The following is a 13170-nucleotide window of genomic DNA, read 5'->3' on the forward strand; positions in this document are numbered from 1 at the left end:
AGGGAGAACTGCATGACCCGGCTGCCCGACACCATCGACGCCACCCAGGCGCTGCTCGACACGCAGGGCTATGTCGCCTCGCTCGCGCTGGCGACCGTGGTCTTCCTGGCCCTGAAACTGGGCAAACCGCTGTTCCTGGAAGGCGAGGCCGGAGTCGGCAAGACCGAAATCGCCAAGACCCTTGCCGCCGCCCTGGGCCGCCGGCTGATCCGGCTGCAGTGCTACGAAGGCCTCGACGCGGCCTCGGCCGTGGCGGAATGGAACTTCGCCGCCCAGATGATCGCCATCCGCACCGCCGAGGCGCAGGGCGGCGCCGACCGCGACGCGCTGAAGACCGAGCTTTTCACCGAAGATTACCTGATCGCCCGCCCCCTGCTGGAAGCCATGCGCCCGCAGCCCGGCGGTGCTCCGGTCCTGCTGATCGACGAACTCGACCGCACCGATGAGCCGTTCGAGGCCTTCCTCCTCGAAGCCCTCTCCGACTTCCAGGTCACCATCCCCGAACTCGGCACCATCAAGGCCCCGGAACCGCCCATCGTCATCCTGACCTCGAACCGCACACGCGAGGTGCATGACGCGCTGAAACGCCGCTGCCTCTACCATTGGGTCGACTACCCCACCTTCGACCGCGAGCTGCAAATCCTGCACGCCCGCGCCCCCGAAGCGAAGGACACCCTCAGCCGCGAGATCGTCGCCTTCGTGCAGAAACTGCGCACCGAGGACCTGTTCAAGAAACCCGGCGTCGCCGAAACCATCGACTGGGCGAAATGCCTGCTCGCCCTCGACGTCATCTCGCTCAGCCCCGAGGTGATCTCCGACACCCTCGCCGCCATCCTGAAATACCAGGATGACATCCAGAAACTGCAAGGCTCGGAAGCCAAGCGCCTGCTGGACGAGGTCCGGCGCGACCTGACCCCTGCATGATTTGCCCTTTGGCAAATACTCCACGGGGGGGCCGGGGGGCGTGAAGCCCCCCGGGGGTGCCGCATGGCCACTTACCCCGACCTTCCCCTTCCCGAAGACGGCAAGCTGGCCGAGAACATCGCCCATTTCGCCCGCGCCTTGCGCAAATCCGGCCTGCCCGTCGGCCCCGGCCGGGTGATCGACGCGATCCGCGCGGTGGAAGCCGCCGGCTTCACCCGGCGCGAGGATTTCTTCCACACCCTGCAGGCGGTCTTCGTCAGCCGCCCCGAGGAACGCATCGTCTTCGCCCAGATCTTCCGGCTGTTCTGGCGCGACCCGCGTTATCTGGAACACATGATGAGCCTGATGCTGCCGCAGGTCCGCGGCGTGCAGGAAGACCGCGCCGCGCAAGCCGCCGAGAAGCGCGCGGCCGAGGCCCTGCTGGGTGACGCCCCCCGCCCCGAACCGCCGGAGGGCCCGCCCGACGACGGCCCCGAAACGGTCGAGGTCGACGCCTCTTCCACCTTCTCGGCCGAGGAACGGCTGAAGACCCTCGACTTCGAACAGATGTCCACCGCCGAAATCGCCGCCGCCAAACGGATGTTGGCCACCCTGTCGCTGCCGGTCAAACCGCTGCCCACCCGCCGCAGCCAGGCCGCCAGCACCGGCGCCCGCATCGACCTGCGCCGCACCTTGCGGGCCAGCCTGCGCCGCGGCGGCGAGATCGCCACCCTTGCCCGCAAAGAGCCGCGCGAGCGCTGGCCGAACCTGATCGTGCTGTGCGACATCTCCGGCTCGATGGCCGACTACAGCCGCATGGTGCTGCACTTCGTCCACGCCGTCGCCAACCGCAAGGGCCAGGGCTGGGCGCGTGTCCATGCCTTTACCTTCGGCACAAGGCTGACCAACATCACCCGCCACCTGCGCGCCCGTGACGTGGACGCCGCCCTGCAAGCCGCCGGCGCCCAGGCGCAGGACTGGTCGGGCGGCACCCGCATCGGCAGCAGCCTGCACGCCTTCAACCGCGACTGGAGCCGCCGCGTGCTGGGGCAGGGGGCGGTTGTCCTCCTCATCACCGACGGGCTGGACCGCGACGATACCGGCCAGCTTGCGCGGGAAATCGAGCGGCTGCACCTGTCGTGCCGCCGCCTCATCTGGATCAACCCGCTGTTGCGCTGGACCGGCTTTGCACCCAGGGCGACCGGCATCCGCGCGATGCTGCCGCATGTCGATTGCTTTCGCGCCGGCCACTCCATCGCCTCGCTCGAGGCGCTGGGTCGCGCCGTCTCGACCGCCGGCGACAGCGGCGAGAAGCAGCGCCTGTTGCGGCTGATGGCGCCCTGAAATCGGCAAAGACCGGCACGCCGATTGGGAACCCGCCTTGGGTTTAGCCGTTGTTATGGCATAACAGAGCCCAAGGCCCTTATTTCGGGTCCGACACTGCCGGTCAGGCCTCGGCGCGGGAATCGGCCCGTGTCTGCCCCACCGGCCCATGAGGATGAAGAATGCGCAAGCTTCTGACCTGCACGACGGCCCTTTCGCTGGCCCTCAGCCCGCTTTCCGGCATGCCCGCCCGCGCCCAGACCCTGGCCGACGACGGCTCGGTCCTTGGACCGGACGGCAGTATCCTGTGCACGCCCTCGGATGGTGTGGCCTGTGATGTGGATGCGATCCGCGCGCAACTGACCGCCGAGGCGGAAGCTGCCGCGGCAGCCCAGGCGGCTGCAGAGGCGGAAGCCGCGGCGCAGGCCGAGGCCGCCGCCGCGGCCCAGGCCGCTGCGGAAGCCGAAGCCGCCGCGCAGGCCGCCGCCGCTGCCGAGGCGGAAGCCGCCGCCCGTGCCGCGGCTGAAGCCGCCGCTGCGGAAGCTGCCGCCCAAGCCGAAGCCGCCGCGCAGGCGGCCGCCGCCGCCCAGGCCGAAGCCGAAGCCGCTGCCCAGGCTGAGGCGGACGCCGCCGCCAAGGCCGCCGCCGACGCCGCCGCCATTGCCGAAGCCGAAGCCCAGGCCGCTGCAGCGGCATCCGCAGCGGCCGATGCAGAGGCCGCTGCCCAGGCCGAAGCCGAAGCCGCCGCCCGCGCCGCCGAAGAGGCCGCCGCCGCAGCGGCTGCCCAGGCCGAAGCCGATTCGCAGGCCGCCGCAGACACCTCGGTCGAGGCGGACGCCGCCGCCGAGGCCGCGACCCAGGCGGTCGAGGAACCCGCCGCCGAGCCGATCGCCGAACCGGTTGCCGAAGAGCCTGCGGCCGAGCCCGCCGGCGAACCCGTGGCAGAGCCTGCGCCGGAAGCGCCCGCCGTCGAGGAGCCTGCCGTCGAGCCGGCCACGGAAGAACCCGCGGTCGAGCCGACCGTGGAACCGGCCCCCGAGGTTGCCGTCGAACCCACCCCCGAAACCGCCCCCGAGGCTGCTGTCGAACCGACGCCCGAGCCCGTGGTCGAGCCGGCGCCCGACGCCGTGACCGAAGCGCCCGCCGAAGCGCCGGCCGATGCCGCCGTGGTCGAGCCGGTGCTTGAGCCGGTTCCCGAACCGCTGCCGACGCCCGTTGCCGAGGCCGTCACCGGGCCGGTCGACATTCCCGAGGTCACGACCGAGGCCTCGGACAGCCTGGCCGACATTCTGGCCATTCCGCCCGCCGCAGAAGGTGTCGCCGAGGAAGAGGGCCTTGCCGCCTCGGCCGCCGCGGCTGCGGCCGCCGCGGTGATCGACCCCGAGACTCTGCTGCCGATCGTGCCGACCGAGGGCAGCACGGACGCCGCCACCGACGGCACCGACACGGCACCGACGCCGACCGAGCCGGTCTCGGTCGCGACCGAGGTGATTTCGGAACTGACCACCCGCGCCTCGTCCGAGGAATTCGCCGCCGCACCGGTGGCGGCGTCCAGCGGCAAGAAGTCGGGCCTGTCGGACCTTGAGAAGGTGGGCCTGCTGGCCCTGGGCGCGCTGGTGGTGGGCGCCATCATCAACGAAGGCAAGAAGGACCAGCGCGAAGTGGTCGAGGCGACCGGCGACCGCGTGGTGGTGCTGAACCCCGATGGCACCTATGACGTCTACAAGGACGACGACGCCGTGCTGCGCCGCCCCGGCGTGACCACGCGGACCGAGACCTACCGCGACGGCTCGACCCGGACCATCGTGCAGCGCCCCGACGGCACCCAGGTGGTGACGGTGCGCGATGCCTCGGGCCGCGTGCTGCGGCGGTCGGTCTATGACCGGTCGGGCATCGAGACGGTGCTGATCGACGACCTTTATGCCGAAGAGCCGATCATCATTTCCGAACTGCCCCGGCCCAAGCCCGGCCGGGTGACGATCTCGACTTCGGACAACGATGCCGCGCTGAAGGCCGAACTGGCCGCCCTTGAGGCCGAGGACATCGGCCGCAAGTTCAGCCTGCGCCAGATCCGCGACATCCCCGAGGTGCGGGCGCTGGCGGCGACGATCGAGGTCGATTCGATCACCTTCAACAGCGGGTCGGCGGTCATCGACGCCACCGAGGCGCGCAAGCTGGCTGACCTGGGCCGGCTGATGGGCCAGTTGCTGGAAGACAACCCGGGCCATGTGTTCCTGATCGAGGGCCACACCGATGCCGTCGGCTCGGCCGCGTCGAACCTGCTGCTGTCGGACCGCCGGGCGGAATCGCTGGCGTTGGCGCTGACCGAATACTTCGAGATCCCGCCGGAAAACATGGTCATCCAGGGCTATGGTGAAAGCGAGCTGAAGGTGGCCAGCCAAAGCGATGAGCGGGCGAACCGCCGCGTGCTGGTGCGGCTGATCACGCCGCTGATGCGCACCGCCGCGCTGCGCTGAGGCCACCCGGGGAAACGATTTCCGAAGTCGGAAATCGTGGACGGAATTCGACTTCGAATTCCGTTTCCCGGTCGGGACGAAGGTCGACCATTGGGCGGGCCGCAAGGGACTTGTGATCCTTGCGGCCCGTCCTACTCTGGGCGCTGGAGGACAGACCCATGACCGACGCCGCGCCCGAGGCATTCCATGACCGGATTCCCGAAATCGCGCTGGACTGGCACCGTGCCGGCAAGGGCGCGGCGCTGGCGACGGTGGTCGACACCTGGGGTTCGGCGCCGCGGCAGGCCGGCAGCCAGCTGGCGATCTCGGGCGCGGGCGAGATCATGGGTTCGGTCTCGGGCGGCTGCGTCGAGGGCGCTGTGGTGACCGAGGCGCTGGAGGCCCTGCAGGATGGCACCCCGCGGCTCTTGACCTTTGGCGTCAGTGACGAGACGGCCTTTGCCGTGGGCCTGGCCTGCGGTGGCACCATCCGGGTGATGGTGGAACCGGTGGGCGAGGCGCCGCAAGCCCTGCCCGAAGCCTTGCTGGCGGACCTGGTCGCCGCCCGCGCCGCGTCGCGTGCCGTGGCCTATGAGGTGCGGCCCGACGCTTGGGCGCGCCAGCTGCTGGCGCCGGGCCAGGATGCCGCGGCGGATGCGCGGTTCCGCAGCGACCGGTCCGGCAGCGAAGAGGACGGCCGCTTCCTGGCCATCCACAACCCGCCCTTGCGGCTGATCGTCGTCGGCGCCGTGCATATCGCGCAGCCGCTGCTGTCGATCGCGCGGCTTTGCGGCTACGCCCCCACCCTGATCGACCCGCGCGGCGCCTTTGGCAGCGCCGCCCGGTTTCCCGGCGAGACGATCCTTGAGGACTGGCCCGACGAGGCCCTGGCCAGCCTCAAGCCCGACGCCCGCACCGCCATTGTCACCCTGACCCACGACCCCAAGCTGGACGACCCCGCGATCCGCATCGCGCTACGCGCGCCGGTATTCTACCTCGGCTGCCTGGGGTCGAAGAAGACCCATGCGAAACGGGTCGAGCGGCTGGCGGCAGCAGGCTTCACGCCAGACGACATCGCCCGCATCCACGCCCCGGTCGGCCTGGACATCGGCGCCAAATCCCCGGCCGAGATCGCGGTTTCCGTCATGGCCCAGGTCACCGCGGCCCTGAGGCAGGGCTGATGCAGTTCGGCCCGGTCCCGCTGGCACAGGCGAGGGGTGCTATTCTGGCCCATTCCGTGCCCTTGGAACAGGGGCGGCTGCGCAAGGGGCTTGTGCTGGACGCCGATGCTCTGGCGCAGCTTGCCGCGGCTGGGCTGACCGAGGTCACGGTCGCCCGGCTGGGCCCGGACGATCTGCACGAGGATGCCGCCGCGCTGACCCTGGCGCAGGCGCTGGTGCCAGATCCGGCGGCGGCGGGGCTGTCGCTGCGCGCCGTCGGCACGGGGCGCGTCAACATCCACGCCGAAGCCGCCGGTCTGGCCGAGGTCGACGCCGCCCGGGTCGCCGCGCTGAACGCGGTCGACCCGATGCTGACGCTGGCCACTCTGCCGCCCTGGCAGCGGGTGGCGGCGGGCGAGATGGTCGCGACGGTGAAGGTCATTTCCTACGGCGTGGACCGGGCCGCCCTGCAAGAGGCCTGTGCTGAGGGGCAGGGCGCCTTGCGGCTGCGGCGGCCCCGGCTGGGCCGGGCGGTGCTGATCGAAACCTGCGTCGGCCCGGACCCAACGCCGGACAAAGGACGACAGGCCATCGAGACCCGGCTGCGGGCCCTGGGCGTGTCACTGGCTGCGCCCGTGCGGGTGCCGCACCGGCTGGACGCCCTGACAAATGCCATCGCCGCACAGGACAGCGATCTGATCCTTATTCTCACCGCCTCGGCCACCTCGGACCCGCGCGACGTGGCGCCGCAGGCGCTGCGCCAGGCGGGGGGCACGGTGGACCGCTTCGGCATGCCGGTCGATCCGGGGAACCTGCTGTTCCTGGGCCACCTTGGCGCCACCCCGGTCATCGGCCTGCCGGGCTGCGCGAAAAGCCCCGCGCTGAACGGTGCCGACTGGGTGATGCAGCGGGTGATCTGCGGCCTTGCCGTCACCGCCCAGGACATCGCCGCCATGGGTGTGGGCGGGCTGCTCAAGGAAAGCCCGGCCCGCGGTCGCCCGCGCGAGGCCCGCGCCGAATGACAACGGGGGCCGCAACGGCCCCCGCGCAATCCCTCCTGCCGGCCGGTTACTTCGGCGCGACCATCATCACCATCTGGCGGCCTTCCAGCCGGGGCATGCTTTCGATCTTGCCCTTCTCGGCCACATCCGCGGCAACGCGGTTCAGCAACTCAAGCCCCAGCTCCTGGTGCGCCATCTCGCGGCCGCGAAAGCGCAGGGTGACCTTCACCTTGTCGCCTTCGTCCAGGAACTTCAGCACCGAGCGCATCTTGACATCGTAATCGTGGTCATCCGTGCCCGGGCGGAACTTGATTTCCTTGATCTCGATGATCTTCTGCTTTTTCCGCGCCTCGGCCTCGCGCTTCTGCGTCTCGTACTTGAACTTGCCGAAGTCCATGATCTTGCAGACCGGCGGTTCCGCGTTCGGAGAAATCTCGACCAGATCCAGCCCGGCCTCCTCGGCCAGCACCATGGCGCGCGCCGGAGTCACAACGCCGACATTCTCGCCATCGGCGCCGATAAGCCGTATTTCCGGCGAACGGATTCGGTCATTGATCCGCGGACCGGTGTCGCGTTGCGGCGGGGCGTTGTGGGGACGGCGTCCTATGGCGGTATTCCTTTTGCGGTTATGGCTGCGTGCGCGAATTTATCTGCCCTTTTGCGACCTTTCAACCCAGCCCTGCGCGGAATTCCTCGCGCTGCGACCGGGATGCGGCGGTCCGGACTTTTCAATCCCCTCGCGAACTGCCATATCGCGTGCATCCGGACAGTGAGCCGGAAACGGGAGTACCTCACATGAACAAGAGCGTGATCATCGGCGCCATCGTCGTCCTGCTGGCGGCGGGTGGCTATTACCAATTCAGCTACAAGCCGGCGCAAGAAGCTGCCGAAAAGGCCGCTGCTGACGCTGCTGCCGGCATGTCGGGCATGGAAGGCATGTCTGGCATGGAAGGCATGGAAGGCATGGAAGGCATGTCTGGCATGGAAGGCATGTCTGGCATGGAAGGCATGGAAGGCATGTCTGGCATGGAAGGCATGGAGGGCATGTCGGGCATGGAAGGCATGGCCGGCATGGAAGGCATGGAAGGCATGGAAGGCATGGCTGCGGACGCCGCCGCCGCGCTGGACCCGGCCAACTTCAACGCCGACAGCGTGATCGCGCTGATCGACGGTTCGGCATTGGACGATGCCACCAAGACCACGCTCAAGACCGCGGTCGAGGCGGCCAAGGCCAACCCGGCCCTGGTGGCGGACACGGTCGCCCAGGTCAAGGCCGCGCTCGGCATGTAAGCTGAGCGTCCTTCGGGACCAAGGCAAAGGCCGCAAGGGAAATCCCTTGCGGCCTTTCCTATTGCCTGGCCGGATGAGCGGCCCGAAAGCCGCCTAGATGCCGTCGCCGACGAAGGCCTTTTCCACCACGAATTCCATCGGCTCGGAATTCGCGCCCTCGCGCAGGCCGAAACCCTCGAGGATCGCCTTCACGTCGATGTTGAAGGCCAGGCTGCCGCAGATCATGGCTCGATCATGTTCCGCATCCATCGGCGGCAAGCCAAGGTCGGCGAAGACCTTGCCGGACGACAGGTTGTCGGTCACCCGGCCCATGTGATGGAAGGGTTCGCGCGTGGTGGTGGGGTAATAGAGCAGCTTGTCGCCGACCAACTCGCCAATCAGCGGATCGTCCTTCAGGCTTTCCACCAGCTGGCGGCCATATTCCAGCTCGGCCACCTCGCGGCAGGTGTGCATCATGATGACTTGGTCGAACTTCTCATAGGTCTCGGGGTCGCGCATCAGGCTGGCGAAGGGCGCGATCCCGGTGCCGGTGGCCAGGAACCACAGCCGGTTGCCCGGCAAGAGCGCGTCCAGCACCAGTGTGCCCACGGGTTTCGGGCGCAGGATGATCTCGTCGCCGACCTGGATGTGCTGCAGCCGGCTGGTCAGCGGGCCGTCCGGCACCTTGATCGAGTAGAACTCCAGTTCCTCGTCCCAAGACGGCGAGGCGATGGAATAGGCCCGCAGCAGCGGTTTGCCGGCATCGTCCATCAGCCCGATCATCACGAATTCGCCCGAGCGGAAGCGCAGGGATTGCGGCCGCGTCACCCGGAACGAGAACAGCCGCTCGGTCCAGTGCCGGACAAAGGTCACGGTCTGGGCGTCGGGCAGGTGCGGTTTCACGCGCAGCGAAGGGTCGGGCGAGTTCATCTGGACCATCTCCGTCATCGAACGCCCCCTCTTAGTGGAATGCAGGACTACAGAAAAGCCTGCGGGGGTGCGGCGAATTTCGTATGTGTACTTACAACTTTCCGGCGGCAAGGTCCAGCGGATCAGGCCTTCAGCCGGGCCTGATAGTCATGCGCCTGCCAGTCGGCCCGGGCGCGCCACTGCGCCTCGGGCTGACGGGCGGCGATCTCGTCGGGGATTTCCACCCCGTCGAACCCCACCCGTCGGCACATGGCGTATTGGTCAGCAATCACCGGACCATGCGCCAGAAGCTGGCCGGTGTATCCCAGCATCCGCAGCCGCCGCGCAATGGTGAAGGCGCGGCCGTCGTTGAAGGCGGGAAAGGCCACGCGGATCAGCCGCAGGTGGTCAAGATGACCCTCCAGCGCCGCCGGATCGTCGGTGTTGGCCAGATCGACGGCGGTCGTCTCGGGCGTCAGCCGCGCCAGCGGCACGATGTCGCGCGCAGGGGCAGGGGCAAAGCCCTGGTCGGTGACGATCACGCTCATGCCGCGGTCTCCTTGGGGGCGCGCACGGCCTTGCCGTCGACGAAATGGATGCCGCATTCGGTTTTCGCGCTGCCCCGCCAGCGCCCGGCGCGCGGGTCTTCGCCGGGCCTCACCGGGCTGGTGCAGGGCGCGCAGCCGATGGACGGATAGCCTCTGGACACCAGCGGATGCCGGGGAAGGCGGTTTTCGACGATGTATTCCTCAAGATCCTCACGGCCCCAATGGGCCAGGGGGTTCACCTTGATGCGGAAATCGCCCTCATTCTCGAAGAAGTCGATGCTGCCCCGGTCGCTGTTCTGAAACCGCTTGCGGCCGGTGATCCAGCCGTCAAAGCCCCTGAGCGCGCGTTCCAGGGGCTCGATCTTGCGCAGGTCGCAGCAGGCATCGGTGTTGAACTGGTGCAGCGTGCCGTCGGGGTCTTCCGCGCCGACGCGGGACGGATGCGCCCGGATGGTGCGGATGTCGCACAGCGTCAGGCTGTCGGCCAACGCGCGCTGGTAGTCCAGCGTCTCGGCAAACAGCATCCTGGTGTCGACAAAGATCACCGGCGTTTCCGGCGCGATCACGCTGACCATGTGCAGCAAAACCACCGATTCCGCCCCGAATGAACTGACCAGCGCGACGCGGCCCAGATCGTGGTCGCGCAGCGCCAGTTCCATCACGTCGGTCGCCGAATGGTGCTTGTAGCGCGCATTCAGTGCCGCCACCCGGTCCGCCACCGTGCCGGGATGCAGGTCACGCGGCATCGCGCTCGGCCTCACCGTAAAGCGCCACCTTGAAGGGTTCGATCCCGACGCGGCGGAAGGCCTGCAAGAAGGTCTCTCCCGGCCCGGTCCGCAGGTCCAGATAGGCCCGCACGATCCGCTCGACCGCGTCGGTGACCTGGTCATAGGCGAAGCCGGGGCCGGTCTTGTCACCCACCACCATGTCCTCGGTGCCGTCGCCACCCAGCGTGATCTGGTAGTTCTCCACCCCCGCCCGGTCGAGGCCCAGAATGCCGATGTGGCCGACATGGTGGTGCCCGCAGGCGTTGATGCAGCCGGAGATCTTGATCTTCAGCGGCCCGACTTCGTGTTCCAGGTCCAGCGCCTGGAAGCGCAGCGCGATTTCCTGCGCGACCGGGATCGCGCGGGCGGTGGCCAGGCTGCAATAATCCATGCCCGGGCAGGCGATGATGTCGCTGGCCAGCCCGACGTTGGCGGTGGCCAGGCCGGCGGTCATCAGGGCCGCGTGGATGGTGGGCAGATCCGCCTTGTGGACATGCGGCAGGATCAGGTTCTGCTCGTGGCTGACGCGGATGTCACCATGGCCGAACTTCTCGGCCAGATCGGCGATCAGGCGCATCTGGTCGCTTGTCGCATCGCCCGGGGTCGCACCATGGGCCTTCAGGCTGAGGGTGACGATGGCGTAGTGCGGGTTGCGGTGCGGCGCGACGTTGGTGTCGACAAAGGACCGGAACGCCGCGTCAGCCTGGTAGAACTGGTCGAAAGCCGTGATGGGCGCATCGAGATACTCCGGTCCCGCGAAGGCCGCGTCGATGTCGCGGAACAGCGCCTGGTCGGCGCCGCCGAACAGCGGGCGCAACTCGGCGAAACGCTCTTCGATCATCCGGGAAATCTCAGTCTTTCCCGTCTCATGCAGGGTGATCTTGATGCGCGCCTTGTACTTGTTGTCGCGCCGCCCCAGCGTGTTGTAGACGCTGAGCACCGCCTCGACATAGGGCAGCAGGTCCGCTTCGGGAAGGAAGTCGCGCACCACCATGGCGACCATCGGCGTGCGGCCCAGGCCTCCGCCGACCAACACCTTGAAGCCGATCTCGCCGGCGTCGTTGCGCACGATCCGCAGCCCGATGTCATGTGCCGCCGTCACCGCCCGGTCGGCGGTGGCGCCGGTGATGGCGATCTTGAGCTTGCGCGGCAGGAACTGGAACTCCGGGTGATCGGTGGACCACTGCCGCAAGAGTTCGGCATAGGGACGGGGGTCGGCGACTTCGTCTGCCGCGGCGCCGGCGAAGTGGTCGGCGGTGACGTTCCTCACGCAGTTGCCGCTGGTCTGGATGGCGTGCATCCCCACATCGGCCAGCGCGGTCAGAATCGCCGGAACATCCGGCAGCTTCGGCCAGTTGAACTGGATGTTCTGCCGGGTGGTGAAGTGGCCGTAGCCCTTGTCATAGGTGTCGGCGATCATCGCCAACTGCCGCAGTTGCCGGGGCGACAGCGTGCCGTAGGGAATCGCGACCCGCAGCATGTAGGCATGCAATTGCAGGTACAGCCCGTTCATCAGCCGCAGTGGGCGGAATTCGTCCTCGGTCAGGCTGCCGTCCAGCCGGCGGTTCACCTGATCGGTGAACTGCGCGACACGGGCGCGGACGAAGGCCTCGTCGAAGTCGCTGTAGTCATACATGGGCCAGGTCCGCCTGCTTGCCATGGTCATAGTTCGACGGCCCGCGGGTGCGGAATTCCTCGCGGAAATGCACCGGCTCGGGTCCGTTCGGGCCAGCCTTTGCATCGGCGAGATAGGCGCCGACCACAAGATTTTTCTGCGATGCAGCAAAAAGCAGGCGCATCTGCGCGTGGGCCTCGTCCTCGATCAACTCGGCCTCATGGTGCAGCAGCGACCAGCGGTCGTCGGCGGCCAGATAGACCACATCGCCTTCGCGCAGGCGGTTGGCGGTGACGACCTTGGGGGTAAAGCGGCGGGTCATCTGCGGGCCTCGTTCAAGAGCGGAAGGGAAAGGGCGGCTTCGCGCGGGGCAAGACCGTAGAGCAGAAGGGCGGGGCCGGCAGCCCGGGCCACGGTGGCGGGCAAAGTGGCAAGGGTCGCGGCCAGGATGCGCTGGTCGGGGCGGCTGACGCTTTCCACCACGGTCACGGGCGTATCGGGCAAGGCGCCGTGCATGATCAGTCGACCCTGGATGAAGCGGGCGGATTTCTTGCCCATGTAGACCGCTGCGACCTCGCCCGCGCGGGCCAGACCGCGCCAGTCCTGCTCGGCAAAGCCTTCCATGTCATGGCCGGTGACGATGCGCAGGCTGCCGTTGCGGCCGCGCTTGGTCAGCGACTGGCCAAGGGCCGCGGCGGCGGCGCTGGCCGTGGTCACGCCGGGCAGGATGCGGAAGGCCAGGCCCGCCGCTTGCAGCGCCTCGATTTCTTCGTCCAGCCGGCCGAAGATGCCCGGATCGCCGCCCTTGAGCCGCACCACCCGCCGCCCGGCCAGTGCCTGCGCCACCAGGGCTGCATTGATCGCGGCCTGCGCGGTCGAGGGGCCGAACCCTTCCTTGCCGACGTCCAGCCGCTCGACCCCGGCCGGAATCAGCGCCAGCACCTCGTCGCCGACCAGCCGGTCGTGGATCACCACCTCGGCGGCTTGCAGGGCCTGGAGCGCGCCCAGTGTCAGATGCTCGGCCGCACCGGGGCCGGCGCCGACAAAGACGACGGGCGAGGGGGGCGGAAGGGAAAGGCGGGTGTTGGTCATGGCGGGCCCTTTGGTACTGCGCTCAATATAGAAGATTTTCCCGGATTCCCGCCAGATGCCCTTGCAGATAAGGACACCTGTTCCGATACTGCCCCGGCGCGGAACCCCTGTTCCGCCGTTCAAGGGA

At 68.5% G+C, this 13170-nt stretch carries 13 protein-coding genes; 6 read left to right on the forward strand and 7 right to left on the reverse strand.

What is annotated here, in order from left to right; genetic code table 11:
* The first annotated feature begins 12 nt into the window (after positions 1–12).
* The 5 genes from LHP98_RS01710 to LHP98_RS01730 all read left to right on the forward strand — a co-directional run bounded on the left by LHP98_RS01710 (position 13) and on the right by LHP98_RS01730 (position 6864).
* Complete coding sequence (locus LHP98_RS01710; protein WP_227250768.1) at positions 13–924, forward strand: AAA family ATPase; 912 nt, start codon at positions 13–15, stop codon at positions 922–924.
* A 63-nt stretch (positions 925–987) separates the two neighbouring features.
* Complete coding sequence (locus LHP98_RS01715) at positions 988–2247, forward strand: vWA domain-containing protein (RefSeq protein WP_227250769.1); 1260 nt, start codon at positions 988–990, stop codon at positions 2245–2247.
* Positions 2248–2408: 161 nt separating this feature from the next.
* The gene (locus LHP98_RS01720) at positions 2409–4703 is read left to right on the forward strand and encodes an OmpA family protein (RefSeq protein ID WP_227250770.1); all 2295 of its coding nucleotides are present in this window, start codon (positions 2409–2411) and stop codon (positions 4701–4703) included.
* 158 nt (positions 4704–4861) lie between these two features.
* The gene (locus LHP98_RS01725; protein WP_227250771.1) at positions 4862–5863 is read left to right on the forward strand and encodes an XdhC family protein; all 1002 of its coding nucleotides are present in this window, start codon (positions 4862–4864) and stop codon (positions 5861–5863) included.
* The gene (locus tag LHP98_RS01730; RefSeq protein ID WP_227250772.1) at positions 5863–6864 is read left to right on the forward strand and encodes a molybdopterin-binding protein; all 1002 of its coding nucleotides are present in this window, start codon (positions 5863–5865) and stop codon (positions 6862–6864) included. The genes LHP98_RS01725 and LHP98_RS01730 overlap by 1 nt, the downstream gene beginning before the upstream one ends.
* Before the next feature lie 46 nt (positions 6865–6910).
* On the opposite strand, the gene infC is transcribed toward LHP98_RS01730, so the two are convergent.
* Positions 6911–7450 carry a translation initiation factor IF-3 gene (gene infC / locus LHP98_RS01735; RefSeq protein WP_227251523.1) on the reverse strand — a complete coding sequence of 180 codons (540 nt, stop codon included), beginning with the start codon at positions 7448–7450 and terminating at the stop codon, positions 6911–6913.
* Positions 7451–7638: 188 nt separating this feature from the next.
* On the opposite strand from infC, the gene LHP98_RS01740 reads away from it, so the two are divergent.
* Complete coding sequence (locus tag LHP98_RS01740) at positions 7639–8133, forward strand: hypothetical protein (protein ID WP_227250773.1); 495 nt, start codon at positions 7639–7641, stop codon at positions 8131–8133.
* Between the two features lie 93 nt (positions 8134–8226).
* On the opposite strand, the gene LHP98_RS01745 is transcribed toward LHP98_RS01740, so the two are convergent.
* The 6 genes from LHP98_RS01745 to cobA all read right to left on the reverse strand — a co-directional run bounded on the left by LHP98_RS01745 (position 8227) and on the right by cobA (position 13043).
* Positions 8227–9051, reverse strand: a complete 825-nt coding sequence (locus tag LHP98_RS01745; RefSeq protein WP_413687470.1) for a ferredoxin--NADP reductase — start codon at positions 9049–9051, stop codon at positions 8227–8229.
* A 113-nt stretch (positions 9052–9164) separates the two neighbouring features.
* Positions 9165–9569, reverse strand: coding sequence for a DUF934 domain-containing protein (locus LHP98_RS01750; protein WP_227250775.1), 405 nt, complete (start codon positions 9567–9569; stop codon positions 9165–9167).
* Positions 9566–10315, reverse strand: a complete 750-nt coding sequence (locus LHP98_RS01755) for a phosphoadenylyl-sulfate reductase (RefSeq protein ID WP_227250776.1) — start codon at positions 10313–10315, stop codon at positions 9566–9568. The genes LHP98_RS01750 and LHP98_RS01755 overlap by 4 nt, the downstream gene beginning before the upstream one ends.
* Positions 10305–11972 (reverse strand): nitrite/sulfite reductase, encoded by a 1668-nt coding sequence (locus tag LHP98_RS01760; RefSeq protein ID WP_227250777.1) that lies wholly within the window; start codon positions 11970–11972, stop codon positions 10305–10307. Before LHP98_RS01760 ends, LHP98_RS01755 begins: the two co-directional genes overlap by 11 nt.
* Complete coding sequence (locus tag LHP98_RS01765; protein WP_227250778.1) at positions 11965–12273, reverse strand: DUF2849 domain-containing protein; 309 nt, start codon at positions 12271–12273, stop codon at positions 11965–11967. The genes LHP98_RS01760 and LHP98_RS01765 overlap by 8 nt, the downstream gene beginning before the upstream one ends.
* Complete coding sequence (gene cobA, locus LHP98_RS01770; protein WP_227250779.1) at positions 12270–13043, reverse strand: uroporphyrinogen-III C-methyltransferase; 774 nt, start codon at positions 13041–13043, stop codon at positions 12270–12272. The genes LHP98_RS01765 and cobA overlap by 4 nt, the downstream gene beginning before the upstream one ends.
* Between the last annotated feature and the right edge of the window lie 127 nt (positions 13044–13170).

It is taken from the genome of Rhodobacter sp. Har01 (assembly GCF_020564565.1).
In the GTDB taxonomy this organism is placed as follows: Bacteria; Pseudomonadota; Alphaproteobacteria; order Rhodobacterales; family Rhodobacteraceae; genus Pseudogemmobacter.